Source organism: Variovorax sp. KBW07 (assembly GCF_003852515.1).
In the GTDB taxonomy this organism is placed as follows: Bacteria; Pseudomonadota; Gammaproteobacteria; order Burkholderiales; family Burkholderiaceae_C; genus Variovorax.
The window spans coordinates 1-15,757 of record NZ_QAJK01000007.1 but is presented as its reverse complement, the minus strand read 5'-3'; the positions used below and the strand labels follow the sequence as shown (position 1 = coordinate 15,757).

At 67.6% G+C, this 15,757-nt stretch carries 15 protein-coding genes; 8 read left to right on the top strand and 7 right to left on the bottom strand.

The features are described from left to right. Positions 1-88 precede the first annotated feature (88 nt). The 5 genes from DBV14_RS01580 (at position 89) to DBV14_RS01560 (ending at position 5,412) form a co-directional block, all read left to right on the top strand. Positions 89-910: an iron ABC transporter permease gene (locus DBV14_RS01580; protein WP_124457441.1), complete on the top strand. Its 822-nt coding sequence runs from the start codon at positions 89-91 to the stop codon at positions 908-910. Between the two features lie 22 nt (positions 911-932). After that, entirely contained in the window at positions 933-1,733 is an 801-nt protein-coding gene (locus DBV14_RS01575; protein WP_124457440.1) for an ABC transporter permease, read from the top strand. Further along, a complete protein-coding gene (locus tag DBV14_RS01570) occupies positions 1,723-2,784 on the top strand; it encodes an ABC transporter ATP-binding protein (RefSeq protein ID WP_124457439.1) in 1,062 nt (353 codons plus the stop codon). The genes DBV14_RS01575 and DBV14_RS01570 overlap by 11 nt, the downstream gene beginning before the upstream one ends. Next, positions 2,781-3,677 (top strand): phosphodiesterase, encoded by an 897-nt coding sequence (locus DBV14_RS01565; RefSeq protein WP_260396776.1) that lies wholly within the window; start codon positions 2,781-2,783, stop codon positions 3,675-3,677. The genes DBV14_RS01570 and DBV14_RS01565 overlap by 4 nt, the downstream gene beginning before the upstream one ends. A 73-nt stretch (positions 3,678-3,750) precedes the next feature. Next, positions 3,751-5,412 (top strand): Na/Pi cotransporter family protein, encoded by a 1,662-nt coding sequence (locus DBV14_RS01560; protein WP_124457438.1) that lies wholly within the window; start codon positions 3,751-3,753, stop codon positions 5,410-5,412. Between the two features lie 29 nt (positions 5,413-5,441). On the opposite strand, the gene DBV14_RS01555 is transcribed toward DBV14_RS01560, so the two are convergent. Beyond that, positions 5,442-6,464: a bile acid:sodium symporter family protein gene (locus DBV14_RS01555; protein ID WP_124457437.1), complete on the bottom strand. Its 1,023-nt coding sequence runs from the start codon at positions 6,462-6,464 to the stop codon at positions 5,442-5,444. A 70-nt stretch (positions 6,465-6,534) separates the two neighbouring features. Here DBV14_RS01555 and DBV14_RS01550 point away from each other — a divergent pair, with 70 nt between their 5' ends. Next, positions 6,535-7,494, top strand: a complete 960-nt coding sequence (locus DBV14_RS01550) for a LysR family transcriptional regulator (protein ID WP_124457436.1) — start codon at positions 6,535-6,537, stop codon at positions 7,492-7,494. Here the strand turns inward: DBV14_RS01550 and DBV14_RS01545 are convergent. Both DBV14_RS01545 and DBV14_RS01540 read right to left on the bottom strand, forming a co-directional pair. Continuing rightward, positions 7,418-7,873, bottom strand: coding sequence for a response regulator (locus DBV14_RS01545; protein ID WP_124457435.1), 456 nt, complete (start codon positions 7,871-7,873; stop codon positions 7,418-7,420). The two genes, DBV14_RS01550 and DBV14_RS01545, sit on opposite strands and share 77 nt — an antisense overlap. 134 nt (positions 7,874-8,007) lie before the next feature. Next, a complete protein-coding gene (locus DBV14_RS01540; RefSeq protein WP_124457443.1) occupies positions 8,008-8,991 on the bottom strand; it encodes a quinone oxidoreductase in 984 nt (327 codons plus the stop codon). A 170-nt stretch (positions 8,992-9,161) separates the two neighbouring features. Between DBV14_RS01540 and DBV14_RS01535 the strand changes: the two genes are divergently transcribed. After that, positions 9,162-10,028, top strand: coding sequence for a DMT family transporter (locus DBV14_RS01535; RefSeq protein WP_260396775.1), 867 nt, complete (start codon positions 9,162-9,164; stop codon positions 10,026-10,028). A gap of 14 nt (positions 10,029-10,042) precedes the next feature. Here DBV14_RS01535 and DBV14_RS01530 read toward each other — a convergent pair whose 3' ends face one another. The 4 genes from DBV14_RS01530 to DBV14_RS01515 all read right to left on the bottom strand — a co-directional run bounded on the left by DBV14_RS01530 (position 10,043) and on the right by DBV14_RS01515 (position 14,554). After that, positions 10,043-10,831, bottom strand: a complete 789-nt coding sequence (locus DBV14_RS01530) for an SDR family oxidoreductase (RefSeq protein ID WP_124457434.1) — start codon at positions 10,829-10,831, stop codon at positions 10,043-10,045. A gap of 12 nt (positions 10,832-10,843) precedes the next feature. Further along, positions 10,844-11,806 (bottom strand): DMT family transporter, encoded by a 963-nt coding sequence (locus DBV14_RS01525; RefSeq protein ID WP_124457433.1) that lies wholly within the window; start codon positions 11,804-11,806, stop codon positions 10,844-10,846. Between the two features lie 33 nt (positions 11,807-11,839). Further along, a complete protein-coding gene (locus DBV14_RS01520; protein WP_124457432.1) occupies positions 11,840-13,453 on the bottom strand; it encodes a gamma-glutamyltransferase family protein in 1,614 nt (537 codons plus the stop codon). Positions 13,454-13,582: 129 nt separating this feature from the next. Further along, positions 13,583-14,554 (bottom strand): tripartite tricarboxylate transporter substrate binding protein, encoded by a 972-nt coding sequence (locus tag DBV14_RS01515; RefSeq protein ID WP_124457431.1) that lies wholly within the window; start codon positions 14,552-14,554, stop codon positions 13,583-13,585. Positions 14,555-14,654: 100 nt separating this feature from the next. Here DBV14_RS01515 and DBV14_RS01510 point away from each other — a divergent pair, with 100 nt between their 5' ends. After that, positions 14,655-15,581, top strand: a complete 927-nt coding sequence (locus DBV14_RS01510; RefSeq protein WP_124457430.1) for a LysR family transcriptional regulator — start codon at positions 14,655-14,657, stop codon at positions 15,579-15,581. Positions 15,582-15,757: the final 176 nt, after the last annotated feature.

Sequence of the window (15,757 nt, the reverse complement as noted above, 5' to 3'; positions counted from 1 at the left end):
CGGAGGGGAGCACCCGGTGTCGTTCGCACACGCCAAGAATGAACCCGCCCCCAACAACAGCAACAAGAACACAAGACGGAACACTGAGATGAAGTCCACCAACGCCTGGAACCCACGCTGGCGCCTGCTAGCTTGCGTCGCACCGGCCGCCGTCTTCTTCGCGGCCTTCTGGCTGCTGCCCGTCGTGCGCCTGCTCGCGCTGCCCGCCGACAAAGGCTGGGCCACCTACTTCGCCGTGCTCACAGACTCGCGCTACCTGCAAAGCATGGCCAACACCGTCGCGCTGTCGATCGCCGTCACACTCGCCACCCTGGTACTCGGCGCCGCCGTCGGCATCTACCTTGCGCGGCACGCCTTCATCGGCAAGCGCATGCTGCTCTCGCTGCTCACCCTGCCCCTCTCGTTCCCCGGCGTCATCATCGGTTTCTTCGTCATCCTGCTCGGCGGACGACAAGGCGTGATCGCCGACCTTGGCGACAGCCTGTTCGGCGAACGCATCACCTTCGCCTACGGCCTGCTCGGGCTGTTCCTGGCCTACCTTTACTTCTCGCTGCCACGCGCCATTGCCACCTACGCCGCCGCGGCCGAATCGATGAACACGCAACTCGAGGAAGCCGCCCGCTCGCTCGGCGCCTCGCGGCTGCGCGTGGCCCGCGACGTGTGGATGCCCGAGCTTGCGCCCACCACGCTGGCCTGCGGCGCCATCCTGTTCGCGACCTCGATGGGCGCCTTCGGCACCGCCTTCACGCTGGCCAGCAAGTTCGAGGTCATTCCCATCACCATCTACAACGAGTTCACCAACTACGCCAACTTCGCACTCGCCGCGTCGCTGTCGATCTCGCTGGGCATCGTGACCTGGCTGGTGCTGTTCGTCGCGCGGCGCTTCGGTGCCAACCCCGTCGCGCGCTGAACAAGAAAAAAGAGACACGGACATGCGAAAGAACACGCAACCCAAGGCACCCTTCCTGCTCGCGGTCACCGTCATCGTGAGCCTCTTCATGATCGCGCCGATGCTGCTGTCGGTCATGGCGGGCCTGGTCAACAACTACAGCGTGGGCCTGAAGAGCGGCCTCACGCTGCGCTGGCTCGGCGAGGTGTGGGAGAACTACGGCGGCACCGTCGGCTGGTCGCTTGCGCTGGCCGTCGCCTGCGTCATCGGCACCGTGCTCGTCGGCGTGCCCTGCGCTTATGCACTGGCACGCAGCCGCTCGCGCGCGGCGCGCATTTTTGAAGAACTGCTCACGCTGCCGGTCGCGGTGCCGGGCCTGGCGACCGCGCTGGCGCTCATCCTCGCGTACGGGCAACTCACGGCCTTCCGCCAGAGCTTTGCCTTCATCCTCGTGGGCCACATGATCTTCACGCTGCCGTTCATGGTGCGCACCGTGGCCTCGGCTTTCGAGCGCGACGACCTGCTTGCGCTCGAAGAGGCCGCGCGCTCGCTGGGCGCGAACTTTCGCCAGCGCTTTCTGGGCATCCTCGTGCCCGCCGTGTTCCCGGCCATCGTGGCCGGCAGCCTGATGGTGTTCACGCTCTCGGTGGGCGAATTCAACCTCACCTGGATGCTGCACACGCCGCTCACGCGCACGCTGCCCGTGGGCCTGGCCGACAGCTATGCCTCGATGCGCATCGAGATCGGATCGGCCTACACGCTGGTCTTTTTCGCCGTCATTCTTCCGGTGCTGTGGGGCCTGCAGTACCTTGCCAACCTGATGCAGAAACGCCATGGAACTTGAACGCATTCCCATCGACATCGCGAACTGCGCGAAGACCTACGCCGACGGCACGCGCGGCCTCCAGCCCACCGACCTGAAGGTCGAGGCCGGCGAAGTGCTCGCGCTGCTCGGCCCCTCGGGCTGCGGCAAGACCACGCTGCTGCGGCTGATTGCCGGGCTCGAAGCCCCCGACGCCGGCAGCCGCATCGTGTTCGGCGGACAAGACGTCACGCAGCGCCCGGTCGAGCACCGCGGCGTGGGCATGGTGTTCCAGAGCTACGCGCTCTTTCCGCAGATGACGGTGGCCGCCAACATCGGCTATGGCCTGCGCATCCGAGGCATCGCACCCGACGAAGAAAAGCGCCGGGTCGGCGAACTGGTCGACCTGGTGCGCCTGGGCGGCCTGGAAAACAAGCGCCCCGCCGAACTGTCGGGCGGGCAGCGCCAGCGCGTGGCGTTGGCGCGTGCGGTGGCCGTGCGGCCGCGCGTGTTGCTGCTCGACGAGCCATTGGCCGCGCTCGACGCCAAGCTGAAGGAATCGCTGCGCGACGAACTGGCCGAACTGCTGCGCCGCCTGCACATCACGGCCATCCACGTCACGCACGACCAGCAGGAGGCTCTGGCCATTGCCGACCGGCTCGCGGTGATGCGCGCCGGCCGCATCGTGCAGGCGGGCCGGGGCGAAGACCTGTACCGCGCGCCCTCGCACCCTTTCGTGGCCGAGTTCCTGGGCCGGGTCAACCGGCTGGAACGGTCGGCCGAAGCCATTGCGCAAGGCGTTGTCCGACTGGGCGGTTGCACCGTGCCCTGCCCGCACGCATGGCAAGACCATGCGATGCTGCTGGTGCGGCCCGAAGACATCGAGGTGAGCGCCCCGCGGCCCGACTGGGGCAGCGCCACCGTCGAACGCCGCACCTTCCTCGGCGACCGCGTGCAGTTGCACCTGCGCACGCAGGACCAGCCCGTGCTGGTGGCCGACGTGGGGCGCGACAACCCTTTCGGTCCCGGCGATCCGGTGGGCCTTCGCATCCATTCCGACCGCCTGATGACGTCGCAGGAAACCAGCGCATGACGACAACCACATCCCGACAAAACGACAGCAACAGCGGCAACGGCAACGGCAACGGCCGCACCTTCCTGGTCCAGCTGACCGACCTGCACATCCGCGAGCCGGGCCGGCTGGCCTATGGCCGCATCGACACCGCCCCGTACCTGGCGCGCGCGGTGCAGTCGGTGCTGGCCTTGCGGCAGCCGCCCGACGCCGTGGTCGTCACCGGCGACTTGACCGACTTCGGCCGCGCTGCCGAGTACGAACACCTGGCGCGCCTGCTGGCGCCGCTGGCCATGCCGGTCTACCTGATGCCCGGCAACCACGACGACCGCGACCAATTGCGCCGCAGCTTCCCCGGCCATGCCTACCTGGGCACCGGCGCCGACACCGACGGCTTCATCCAGTACTCGGTGCGCATCGGCGCGCTGCGCCTGCTCACGCTCGACACCTGCGTGCCGGGCGCAAGCCATGGTTCGCTGTGCGAGAAGCGGCTGGCCTGGCTCGAAGCCCAGCTCGACGCCTGCCGCCACGAGCCCGTGGTCGTCGCCATGCACCACCCGCCCTTCGAAACGCTCATCGGCCACATGGACGAGATCGGCCTGCTGCAAGGCGCCGACGCGCTCGAGGCGCTCATCGCCCGCCATCCGAACGTCGAGCGCGTGATCTGCGGCCACCTGCACCGCGCCATCGACGTGCGTTTCGGCGGCACCATCGCCTCGACCTCGCCGGCGCAGGCCCACCAGGTCTGCCTCGACCTGGCGCCCGATGCGCCCTCGGCCTGGACGCTCGAACCACCCGCGTTCAGGGTGCACGCCTGGTCGGCGAACAGCCGCCGGCTGGTCACCCACCTGGCGGCCTCGGGGACCTTCGAAGGCCCTTATCCTTTCCACGACAACGGAGCCCTGATCGACTGAAGCGCCCACTTGTGGAAAATGGGGTCGAAACGAACCAAAACGAAAACAAGAGAAAGGACAGGACCCGACACCCATGAAGCATCTTCTGAACCTGCTGGCGGCAGTCGCACTGCTGGTGTGGGGTACGCACCTCGTTCGTACCGGCGTGCTGCGCGTGTTCGGCGCCAACCTGCGCAAGATCCTCGTGCAGAGCATGCGCAACCGTTACACGGCCGCCCTCTCGGGCATCGGCGTCACGGCGCTGGTGCAGTCCAGCACCGCCACCTCGCTCATGACCTCGTCCTTCGTGGGACAGGGCCTGGTCACGCTGCCGGCCGCGCTGGCGGTGATGCGGGGCGCCGACGTGGGCACCGCGCTCATTTCAGTGCTGTTCTCGGCCGACCTGTCGTGGCTTTCGCCGATGTTCATCTTCTTGGGCGTGGTGCTGTTCATCACCCGCTCGGCCACCGTCGCGGGGCGCGTGGGCCGCGTGCTCATCGGCCTCGGGCTGATGCTGCTCGCGCTGCAACTGGTGGTGGAAGCCACCGAACCGCTGTTCTCCTCGCCCGCCGTGCGCGCGCTGCTCGCATCGCTCAACAGCGACGTGCTGCTCGAGATCACCATCGGCTCGGTGCTGGCCATCGTGGCGTATTCGAGCCTGGCCGTGGTGCTGCTGGTCGCGGCCATGGCCACCTCGAACGTGGTGCCGCTCGACGTGGCGCTGGGCCTGGTGCTCGGCGCCAACCTCGGCAGCGGCCTGCTGGCGGTGCTGACCACGGCCAAGTCGGCCGTCTCGGTGCGGCAGGTGACGGTGGGCAACCTGCTCTTCAAGGCGCTGGGCGTGGCCATCGTCGCGCCCTTCATCGGGTTGTGGATCCGCTACGTGCAGCCCGAATTGCCGAACCAGACGCATGGCGTGGTGCTGTTCCACCTGGCCTTCAACGTCGTGATCAGCGTGGGCTTCATCGGGCTCACGCAGTGGGTCGCGAAGCTCGTGACGCGCATGCTGCCGACGCCGCAGCAACCCGCCGGCACCAGCCGGCCGCACCACCTGGACCCGTCGGCGCTGTCGACGCCGTCGCTGGCCATCTCGAACGCGGCGCGCGAGGCGCTGCACCAGGCCGACATCGTCGAGACCATGCTCATCGGCACGCTCGACGTGATCCGCAACAACGACCTGCGCCTGTCGCAGGAGCTGCGGCAGCTCGACGACACGGTGGACGAGCTGTACTCGGCCATCAAGTACTACATGACCCGCATCTCGCGCGAGGCGCTGGGCGAGGAAGAAAGCCGTCGCTGGACCGACATCATCAGCTTCACCATCAACATGGAGCAGATCGGCGACATCATCGAGCGCGTGATCATCGACATCGAGGACAAGAAGATCAAGCCGCAGCGCAACTTCTCGGAAGCCGGCATGGCGGAGATCGTCGAGCTGCACGAGCGGCTGGTTGCCAACCTGCGGCTGAGCATGAGCGTGTTCTTGAACGGCAACGTGCGCGATGCGCAGAAGCTGCTCGAAGAAAAAGCGCGCTTTCGCGACCTGGAACGGGCCTACGCAACGACCCACCTCGACCGGCTGTCCGACCGGACGACGCTGAGCATCGAGACCAGCTCGCTGCACATCGACCTGATCAGCGACCTGAAGCGGATCAACTCGCACATCTGCTCGATCGCGTACCCGATTCTTGAATCGGCCGGAGCCCTGGCGCCGAGCCGGTTGAGGGAGTCACGGCTGGGCAAGATCGAAGGGTAGCCTTAGCTTCCGGCAACCCACCGCGAAGGCTACTTGGCGGCAGCGGAAGCAGGCGCCACGCCGGCCGACTCGCCCTCGAGCGCCTGGCGCCGCGCATACCGCTGCGCCAGCACGGCACACACCATCAGCTGCATCTGATGGAACAGCATCAGCGGCAGCACGATGGCGCCCACCGCATGCGACGCGAACAAGACCTTCGCCATCGGAATCCCGCTGGCCAGGCTCTTCTTCGAGCCGCAGAACACGATGGTGATTTCGTCCGCCACGTTGAAGCCGAACTTGCGCGCCATCAGCGTGGTCAGCCCCAGGGCCAGCGCCAGGATCACCGCGCACACCAGCAGCAGGCCCAGCAGCGCACTCACGGGAATCTGCTTCCACAGCCCTTCGATCACGGCCGCGCTGAACGCGGTGTAGACCACCAGCAGGATGGAGCCCTGGTCCACGAACTTCAGCACCGCCGCGCGCTTCTGGATCCACTTGCCGATCACCGGGCGCAGCAGGTGCCCCGCCACGAACGGCACCATCAGCTGCAGCAGGATGCGGCCGATGGAGTCGAGCGACGACGACGAGGCGATGCCCCCGCCGTTCGGCAGCACGATCAGGTTCACCAGCACCGGCGTGATGAACACGCCCAGCAGCGTCGAGGCCGAAGCGCTGCAGATGGCGGCGGGCATGTTGCCCCGCGCCATCGCCGTGAACGCAATGGCCGACTGCACGGTGGCCGGCAGCACACAGAGAAACAGCACGCCGGTGTACAGCTCGGGCGTGACCAGCGGCGACAGCACCGGCCGCAGCGCGAGCCCCAGCAACGGGAACAGCACGAAGGTGCTGGCGAACACCAGCAGGTGCAGCCGCCAGTGCGTGATGCCCGCCATGATGGCTTCGCGCGACAGCTTGGCGCCGTGCAGGAAGAACAGCAGGCCGATGGCGACGGTGGTCAGGCCTTCGAAGAAATGCGCGATGCGCCCGCTGGCGGGCAGCAGGCTGGCGAAGGTCACCACGGTGACGAGCGCGAGCGTGAAGTTGTCGGGGAGAAAGCGTGAACGGGCCATGGAACAGATTGGACCGTCTTGCCATTCAAAAGAGAAATGGATTTATCGGATGGATATATGATTTCACCGCATGAATGTCACGCTGCGCCAACTCCGCGTTTTCCGCTCGGTGGCCGAGGGGCGCAATTTCAGCCGCGCCGGCGACCAGGTCGGGTTGAGCCAGCCGGCCGTGAGCCGTTCGATCCTGGAGCTTGAATCGCAGCTCGGCCTCAAGCTGCTCGACCGCACCACGCGCGAGGTCATGCTGACCGAGGCCGGCCAGTCGCTCGCGGCCCGGCTCGACCGCGTGCTCGACGAGCTCGACCAGACCCTGCAGGACGTGGCCGGCCTGGCCAACGCGCGCGGCGGCAAGGTGCGGGTGGCGAGCAGCCCCACGCTCTCGGCCAACCTGATGCCCGGCTGCATCGCGGCCTGCGCCGACAAGGCGCCGGGCATCCAGTTCCTGCTGCTCGACCGCATCCAGCAGGACGTGCTGGACAGCGTGCGCAGCGGCGAGGTCGATTTCGGCGTGGTGATCGAGCCCTCGGAAACCGACGACCTGCACTGCGAGCCGATATTGAACGACCCCTTCGTGCTGGTGCTGCCGCCCGCGCATCGCCTGGCGCAGAAAGCCTCGGTGCGCTGGACCGCGCTCGACGGGCAGCCGCTGGTGCTGCTCGACCACGCCTCGGGCAGCCGCCGCCTGATCGACCAGGCGCTGGAACGCCACGGCGCGCAGTGCGAAGTGAAGCAGCAGCTCGGCCACCCGACCACCATCTTCCGCATGGTCGAGGCGGGCATCGGCATCAGCGTGATGCCGGGGATGTCGCTGCCGCCCGAAGGCCTGGCTCAGCTGGTGGTGCGCCCGCTGGTGCCGCGCGTGCAGCGCGCGGTCATGCTGATCCGCCGGCGCAACCGGGCGCTGTCGCCGCTTGCGCAGCGGGTGTGGGGCATCGTGCGCGACACGGCCGCGCTCAGTGCGACAGCGGAGTCGGGCGCGACAACGCCGGCGAAGAAGCAGCAACAGCACCACCAGCCGCCGGGCGCCTGAATTGCGCCTGCCGCTGGCGCAGGCAGAAGTCGATCAGGTCGTCGACCTCGGTGGCCTTGTCGAACACCGCATCGGCGCCGAGCAGCGCGCACTTGCGGCGCATGGCCGGCGTGGCGTGGTTGCTGAGCACCACCATCTTCTGCATCGGGTCGCGGTTTCGGCAGGCTTCGAGCACGCTGAAGCCGGTGCCGTCTTTCAGGAACAGGTCGACGATGGCAAGGTCCCATTGCGACAGGTTGCCCGTCAGCCAGCGCGTGCCTTCGGCCTCCGTTTCGGCCTGGCCGATGGGGTCGACACGCGCCACCTCGCGCAAGGTGCCCACGAGGTTTTCGCGGATGGTGGGGTTGTCTTCGACGATGAAAGTGCGAACGGTGTTCATGACGCTTGCCTCGGAGCTTTTTTCGACATTGGCCACAGGCTACAAAGTGCGCCCGGCACAAGTCGAAGGCATGACACCCCAGCGCGGGTAGGACAAGGCTGGCGGCGCCTTTCCTGCCTCGCGCCCGCTTTGGCCTACAGCGTCAGGACCGTGCAGCCCGTGGTCTTGCGCGCTTCCAGGTCGCGGTGCGCCTGCTGCACGTCGGCGAGCGCATAGCGCTGGTCGATGGGGATCTTCACCGCGCCGCTGCGCACCACCGCGAACAGGTCGTCAGCCATGGCCTGCGTGCTTTCGCGCGTGGCCATGTGCGTGAACAGCGTGGGCCGCGTGACGTAGAGCGAGCCCTTCGATGCGAGCATGCCCAGGTTGATCGGCGGCACCGGGCCGGAGCCATTGCCGAAGACCGCCAGCAGACCGAAGGGGCGCAGGCAATCGATCGAGCCCTCGAACGTGTCCTTGCCCACCGAGTCGTAGACCACCTTCACGCCCTTGCCACCGGTGATTTCCTTGACGCGCGCCGCGAAATTCTCGGTGCTGTAGTTGATGGCATGCGCCGCGCCGAATTGAAGCGCCAGCTTGCACTTGGCATCGCTGCCGGCCGTGCCGATCAGCTGCAGGCCGAGCGCCTTGGCCCACTGGCAGGCAATGAGGCCAACCCCGCCCGCGGCCGCGTGGAACAGAATGAAGTCGCCAGGTTGCAGGCCCTCGGCCGGCAGCGTCTTCTTCAGCAGGTACTGCGTGGTGAGGCCCTTGAGCATCATGGCCGCGCCGGTCTCGAAGTCGATGTCGTCGGGCAGCTTGCAGACGTTCCTGGCCGGCATCACGCGCAGCTCGCAGTACGCGCCGGGCGGCGGGCTCGCGTAGGCAGCGCGGTCGCCGGCCTTCAGGTGCGTCACGCCCTCCCCCACTGCCTCGACCACGCCCGAAGCTTCCATGCCCAGTTGCAGCGGCATCGCGAACGGATAGAGCCCGCTGCGCTGGTAGGTGTCGATGAAGTTCAGGCCCACGGCCTTGTGGCGGATGCGGATTTCGCCGGGGCCGGGTTCGCCGACCTCGACCTCCACGATCTTCAGTTCTTCGGGGCCGCCATGGCGGTCGATACGGACGGCTTTGCTCATCATCTTTGCAGTCTCCACACGCAGAAAAAGAAGACGCGCATCGTGCCACCGTTTGGCCTTTCCGGGGCGGCGCGGGACATTGCCCGGTAGAGTCGGCGGCCATGCCGATACCGATACCGATGCCACCGCAGCACCACCAACAACAGCGCCTCGCGCCCCTCACCGTTCTCATGCTCACCGTCCCGCCGCTGCTGTGGGCCGGCAATGCCGTGGTGGGCCGGCTGGTGCGCGAGCTGGTGTCGCCGCTCACGCTGAACTTCCTGCGCTGGGTCATCGCGTTCGTGCTGCTGCTGCCGCTGGCGGCCGCGGTGCTGCGCCCCGGCAGCCCGATGTGGGCGCACTGGCGGCGCTACGCGTTGCTCGGGCTGCTGGGCATCGGGCTGTACAACGCCTTCCAGTACCTTGCGCTGCAGACCTCGACGCCGATCAACGTCACGCTGGTGGGTTCGAGCCTGCCGTTGTGGATGCTGGCGACCGGCGCGCTGTTCTTCGGCGCCCGCATCAGCGCGCGCGAAATCGGCGGCGCGCTGCTGTCGATGCTGGGCGTGCTGCTGGTGCTGAGCCGCGGCGAATGGCGGGTGCTGCTGGCGCTGCGGCTGGTGCCCGGCGACCTCTACATGATCGTGGGCACCATCACCTGGGCCTTCTACAGCTGGATGCTGGCGCGCACGCACGAACCGGCAGGCGTGCGGCACGACTGGGCCGCGTTCTTGATGGCGCAACTGGTGTTCGGCCTCGGCTGGTCGGGCGCGCTGGCGGCCGGCGAATGGTCGCTGACGCCCGCGCACATCGACCTGGGCTGGCCGCTGCTTGCGGCCCTGGCCTTCATCGGCATCGGGCCGGCGGTGCTGGCCTACCGCTGTTGGGGCACCGGCGTGCAGCGCGCGGGCCCGAAGGCGGCCGGCGTCTTCATGAACCTCACGCCGCTGTTCGCGGCGCTGCTGTCGGCGGCCTTCCTGCACGAGGCGCCGCACTGGTACCACGGGCTCGCGTTCCTGCTGATCATCGGCGGCATCGTGGTGTCGTCACGCCGCTGACCTGGCCTGCGAACTCAGTACGTGCCGGGGTAGGCGCCGCCGTCTGCCAATACGTTCTGGCCGGTCATGTAGCCGGCCTGCATGCTGCAGAGAAAGGCGCAGATGGCGCCGAACTCGGCCGGCGTGCCGAAGCGCTTTGCCGGGATGTTCTTCTTGCGGGCTTCCCACACGGTGTCGAAATCCTGGCCCGACTTCTGGGCCGCGCCGGCCATCGTGCCCTTCAAGCGGTCGGTGTCGAAGGAGCCGGGCAGCAGGTTGTTGATGGTCACGCCCTGCGCCGCGATGGGCGTGCGCGCCACGCCGGCCACGAAGCCGGTCAGGCCGCTGCGCGCGCCGTTCGACAGGCCCAGGATGTCGATGGGCGACTTCACCGAGCTCGACGTGATGTTCACGATGCGCCCGAAGCCGCGCCTGGCCATGCCGTCGACCGTGGCCTTGATCAGCTCGATGGGCGTGAGCATGTTGGCATCGACCGCCTTGATCCACGCCTCGCGGTCCCAGTTGCGGAAGTCGCCGGGCGGCGGGCCGCCGGCGTTGGTCACGACGATGTCGAAGTCGTGGCCCAGCGCGAACACGGCCGCGCGGCCGGCTTCGGTCGTGATGTCGGCGGCCACGTGCTTGACGAACGCGCCCGACGCAGCGCTTTGCGCCAGCGTCTTCGCAGCCGCTTCCAGCGCCTCGGCGCCACGCGCCACGATCACCACGTTCACGCCCTCGCGCACCAGCGCCTCGGCGCAGCCGTAGCCCAACCCCTTGCTCGCGCCGCACACCAGCGCGGTCTTGCCTGCAATACCCAGATCCATGTTTGTTTGCTCCTAGCGTGCAGGGGCTTGCCGCCCCTTGCGTGTGAAAACGAAGATGCCCGCGATGACGAGCACCGTGCCGGCGGCAATCCACGGAGTGAACGGCTCGCCGAGTATCACCACCCCCATGAGGATGGTCGACAGGGGCCCGATCATGCCGGTTTGCGCGGCCACGGCGGGGCCGATGCGCTCGATGGCCATCATCACCATGAGGACGGGAACGGCAGTGCACAGCGTGGCGTTGAGCACCGACAGCCAGATGACTTCGGGCGCCACCCCGAAAGCCGTGCTCATGGGCCGCGTCAGCACGAACTGCAGGATGCACAGCACGCAGGCCACCGTGGTGGCCAGGCCCACGAGCCGCAACGAGCCGAGGCGCTTGACGAACTCGCCGCTGTAGACAAGGTAGCCCGCATAGCTCACCGCGCTCAGGAACACCAGGAATGCGCCCCAGGCCGCGGCACCGCCGCCCTTGCCGCCGCCACCGGTCCACAGCTCGTGGCCGAACACCAGCAGCACGCCGGCGTAGCTCACGACCATGCCCAGCACCTGCGGGCGCGTGGCGCGCCGCCGGTACATGAGCCAGCCGAACAGCAGCACCAGCGTGGGGTTGAGGTAAAGAATCAGCCGCTCGAAGCTGGCCGAGATGTAGGCCAGCCCGGCAAAGTCGAGAAAGCTCGCAAGGTAGTAGCCCGAGAAGCCGAGCCCGATCACGCCGATCCAGTCGCGGCCGGTGAGCGCGGGCTTGCCGCGCCCGGCCCACCACGCCATCACCGCGAAGAGCGGCAGCGCGAACAGCATGCGCAGCATGATGAGCGTGATGGCGTCCACGCCGTAGCGGTACGCCAGCTTGACGATGATGGCCTTGCCGCTGAACGCGATGGCGCCCAGCGTGGCAAGGACCAGGCCGGTCGCGTAGCCTTTTTTTGCGCCGTCGTGAGGGGGAATGCCGAGCGATGCGGCTGTCTTGTTCATCCCCCGATCATCGCGGGAACGTCGAGACCTTGCTCAATAGCCGGCTGCCACGCCGTCGCGGCGCGGGTCGCTGGCGGCCACGTAGCCTTCGACCGACGGCTCGCCCGCGCGCCAGATGAACTGGCCGGCGCCGAAGTCCTGGTACGAGTCGTTGATCACTTCCAGGTGATGGCCCAGGTCGCGCAGGCCCTGCAGCGTGGCCGGGTTCATCGCGGCCTCGACGTTGATCTCCAGCCCCGCGTTGAAGCGCCAGCGCGGCGCATCGCAGGCGGCTTGCGGGTTCTGCTTGTAGTCGAGCATGCGCACCAGCGTCTGCATGTGGCCCTGCGGCTGCATGTTGCCGCCCATCACGCCGAAGCTCATGACCGGTTGGCCGTCCTTGGTGAGGAAGGCCGGAATGATGGTGTGGAACGGGCGCTTGCCCGGCGCCACCACGTTCGGGCTCTCGGCCTTCAGGCTGAAGCCGTGGCCGCGGTTCTGCAGGCTGATGCCGAACTCGGGCTCCACGCAGCCCGAGCCGAAGCCCATGTAGTTGCTCTGGATGAAGCTCACCATCATGCCGCTCTCGTCGGCTGCCGTGAGGTAGATGGTGCCGCCCTTGACGGGGTTGCCGGCCTTGAAGTCCTGCGCCTTCGTCACGTCGATCAGGCGGGCGCGCGAGGCCAGGTAGGCGTCGTCGAGCATCTGTTCGGTCGTGACTTCCATGGTCTTGCGTTCCGACACGTAGCGGTACACGTCGGCAAAGGCCAGCTTCATCGCTTCGATCTGCAAGTGCTGCGACTGGACCGAGTCGACCGGCAGCGAAGCGATGTCGAACTTTTCGAGAATGCCCAGCGCGATCAGCGCCGCAATGCCCTGGCCGTTCGGCGGAATTTCGTGCAGCGTGTGGCCGCGGTAGTCGCGCGAAATAGGCTTGACCCATTCGGGCTGGTAGGCGGCAAGGTCGGCCACCGTGAGCGCGCCGCCCTGCTCCTTCGAGAACTTCGCGAGCGCCTCGGCGATCTCGCCGCTGTAGTAGGCCTCGCCCTTGGTGCGGGCGATGGCCTTGAGCGCGCGCGCCGCGGCGGCAAAGCGGAACAGCTCGCCCACTTCGGGCGCGCGGCCCCAGGGCAGGAAGGTCTGCGCAAAGCCCGGCTGCGACTGCAGCACCGGCGTGGCCGCGGCCCACTTGCCCTGCACCACCGGCGGCACCAGGTAGCCGCGCTCCGCGATGTCGATGGCCGGCGCCATCAGGTCTGCGAACGGCAGCTTGCCGAAGCGGTCGCTCATGGCGACCCAGCCGCGCACCGCGCCCGGCACCGTGACCGAGTCGATGCCGCGCATCGGCGGCGTGGCGGCATCGGCGCCGTACTTGGCCTTGAAGTATTCGGGCGTCCAGGCCTTGGGCGCCGGACCCGAAGCATTCAGGCCGTGCAGTTCCTTGCCGTCCCACAGGATGCAGAAGGCGTCGCTGCCCAGGCCGTTGCTCACGGGCTCGACCAGCGTCATTACCGCGGCCGTGGCAATGGCCGCATCGACCGCGTTGCCGCCCTGCTGCAGGATGCGCAGCCCGGCCTGCGAGGCCAGCGGGTGCGAGGTCGACACCACGTTGCGCGCGAAGATCGGAATGCGCGTGGAGAGGTAGGGGTTGCTGTAGTCAAACTTCATACCGAGCTTTCAAGAGTGGCGTGAATATTTCAGGAACACCGCGGAACCGGCTTTGCCGGGCCGCTGGTGTTGCCCCCGGTAGGGGGTTGGAGAAGCGACACGAAGTGCGCGTAGCCTGGGGGCGAGCCCTTATTCGTTGGTGATCTTGCGTTCGACCACGATCTTTTTCCATTTGGCGGCGTCCACCGCCACCATCTTCGCGAACTGGTCGGGCGTGCCCGGCGCCGCGGGCTCGATGCCCAGGCGCGCCAGCTTTTCCTTCACCTCGGGGTCGGCCAGCGCTTCGTTGGCGGCCTTGTTGACGCGCGCCACGATGTCCGCCGGCAACGCCTTCGGGCCGTAGAAGCCGAACCAGGTGTTCGACTCGTAGCCGGGCAGCGTGTCGGCAATGGGCGGCAGCTCGGGCGCCAGCGGGCTGCGCTTGAGCGAGGTCACGCCCAGTGCGCGCAGCCGGCCGTCGCGCACGTGCGGCATGCCGGTGGGCAGCGAGTCGAACAGCACGTCGACCTTGCCGCTGATCAGGTCGGGAATGGCCAGCGCCGTGCCCTTGTAGGGGATGTGCGTGACGAACACGCCGGCCTGCGCCTTGAACAGCTCGGCCGTGAGCTGCACGATGGTGCCGGGGCCGCTCGACGCGTAGTTGAGCTTGCCGGGATTTTTCTTGGCGTAGTCGATCCACTCGCGCACCGTCTTGGCGGGCGAGTTCACGGGCACCAGCATGATGCTGGCCGCGTCGCCCACGTGGGCGATGGGCGTGAAGTCGCGCACCGTGTCGTAGGGCAGCTTGCTGATGGCCGGGCCGATGGAATGCGTGCTGGTGGTGGCCAGCAGCAGCGTGTAGCCATCGGGCGCGGCCTTGGCGGCCTGGTCGGAGCCGATGGCGCCACCGGCGCCGGGCTTGTTGTCGATGATCAGCGTGGTGCCGAGCTTCTCGCCCATCTTCTGCCCCAGCGTGCGCGCGAACAGGTCGGTGGCGCCGGCCGCGGGGAACGGCACGATCAGACGGATGGGCTTGTTCGGATAGCCCTGAGCCAGGCTGGCGGACGACGTGGCCACGCACAGCGCAATGGCGATCCCTTGGAGGAACTGGATTCTTTTCATGGTGCTGGACTCTGGTTGCCCCGTGGGGAAACCTCGCATGCTATGCAGCCGCCGTGCATCAAGCCAGATAATTCCGTTTATTCAACTATCAACGCTGCTTATGACAAAGAACGCCACCGAAGAGGTCTCGCTGCAGCAGCTGCGGGCGTTGGCGGCGGTGGCCGAATCGGGCAGCTTCACGCTGGCCGCCGAAACCCTGCAGCTGACGCAGCCGGCCATCAGCCACCTGATCAAGCGCATGGAAGAAGAGCTCGGGCAACCGCTGGTGGTGCGGGGCCGCCGCATCCAGCTGACGAGCGCCGGCCAGGTGATGGTCGAGACGGCGGTGCGCGCGCTGCGGCTGATCGACGAATCGGTCGGCGCCTGTCGCTCGCAGTCGCAGCTGCGCGAGGGGCGCGTGGTGCTGGCGGTGGGCCACCTCACGGCGGGCGCGCTGTTGCCGCCGGTGCTGGGCCGTTTTTCGCAGAAGCACCCGACGCTCGCGGCCACGCTGCTTGACAGCACGGCGGAGCAGATGATTTCGCGCATCCTGTCGCAAGAGGCGGACCTGGGCTTCGGCTCGGACATCGGCCAGACGCATTCGGAGCTGGCGACCGAGCCGTTGTTCACCGAGCGGATGGCGCTGTTCGTGCGGGACGACCACCCGTTGGCGCAGCGCGTGGTGGTGGACGCAAAGCACCTGGAGGCGTTGCCGTTCATTCACGTGAACCCCGACGCAAACGTGTGGCGCGCGGTGAGCCGCCAGTTGTCGAGCGTGGCGAACATCTACCCGCGCGTGGTGCACCACGTGTCGATGCTGTCGACGGCGTTCGGGCTGATCCAGGCGGGCGCGGGCGTGGCGCTGTTGCCGCGCTATGTGGAAGTGCTGATGCCGGGCAATCTGCGCGCAGTGGCGGTGACGCGCCCGACGCTGGAGTACCCGGTGGTCGCGATACGGCTGGCCAAGCATCCGCTTACGCCGGCGGCCATGGCTTTCCTGGCGATGGCTCGGCAGCACATGAAGCCGCCGCGTGGGGGGAAGCCGTAGGGCTCTTGGGTTCGGCTGCGTTGTGTTCTTTGGCGCTGCTGTTCAGGGCGACGCCCACGCCGACGGTGTGCTCTGCTCCGCGAATGTCCCCCGCTTCGCTCCTCCTTTATTTCGCTGCGCAGAGCACACCATCCGCGTGAGCGTCATCAGAGTGGTCGTTGATCAGCGGTACACCA

What these genes read in the sequence shown, in the direction of transcription:
- DBV14_RS01580 (WP_124457441.1), top strand. Translation starts at nt 89, where the DNA reads ATGAAGTCCACCAACGCCTGGAACCCACGCTGGCGCCTGCTAGCTTGC.
- DBV14_RS01575 (WP_124457440.1), top strand. Translation starts at nt 933, where the DNA reads ATGCGAAAGAACACGCAACCCAAGGCACCCTTCCTGCTCGCGGTCACC.
- DBV14_RS01570 (WP_124457439.1), top strand. Translation starts at nt 1,723, where the DNA reads ATGGAACTTGAACGCATTCCCATCGACATCGCGAACTGCGCGAAGACC.
- DBV14_RS01565 (WP_260396776.1), top strand. Translation starts at nt 2,781, where the DNA reads ATGACGACAACCACATCCCGACAAAACGACAGCAACAGCGGCAACGGC.
- DBV14_RS01560 (WP_124457438.1), top strand. Translation starts at nt 3,751, where the DNA reads ATGAAGCATCTTCTGAACCTGCTGGCGGCAGTCGCACTGCTGGTGTGG.
- DBV14_RS01555 (WP_124457437.1), bottom strand. Translation starts at nt 6,464, where the DNA reads ATGGCCCGTTCACGCTTTCTCCCCGACAACTTCACGCTCGCGCTCGTC.
- DBV14_RS01550 (WP_124457436.1), top strand. Translation starts at nt 6,535, where the DNA reads ATGAATGTCACGCTGCGCCAACTCCGCGTTTTCCGCTCGGTGGCCGAG.
- DBV14_RS01545 (WP_124457435.1), bottom strand. Translation starts at nt 7,873, where the DNA reads ATGAACACCGTTCGCACTTTCATCGTCGAAGACAACCCCACCATCCGC.
- DBV14_RS01540 (WP_124457443.1), bottom strand. Translation starts at nt 8,991, where the DNA reads ATGAGCAAAGCCGTCCGTATCGACCGCCATGGCGGCCCCGAAGAACTG.
- DBV14_RS01535 (WP_260396775.1), top strand. Translation starts at nt 9,162, where the DNA reads ATGCTCACCGTCCCGCCGCTGCTGTGGGCCGGCAATGCCGTGGTGGGC.
- DBV14_RS01530 (WP_124457434.1), bottom strand. Translation starts at nt 10,831, where the DNA reads ATGGATCTGGGTATTGCAGGCAAGACCGCGCTGGTGTGCGGCGCGAGC.
- DBV14_RS01525 (WP_124457433.1), bottom strand. Translation starts at nt 11,806, where the DNA reads ATGAACAAGACAGCCGCATCGCTCGGCATTCCCCCTCACGACGGCGCA.
- DBV14_RS01520 (WP_124457432.1), bottom strand. Translation starts at nt 13,453, where the DNA reads ATGAAGTTTGACTACAGCAACCCCTACCTCTCCACGCGCATTCCGATC.
- DBV14_RS01515 (WP_124457431.1), bottom strand. Translation starts at nt 14,554, where the DNA reads ATGAAAAGAATCCAGTTCCTCCAAGGGATCGCCATTGCGCTGTGCGTG.
- DBV14_RS01510 (WP_124457430.1), top strand. Translation starts at nt 14,655, where the DNA reads ATGACAAAGAACGCCACCGAAGAGGTCTCGCTGCAGCAGCTGCGGGCG.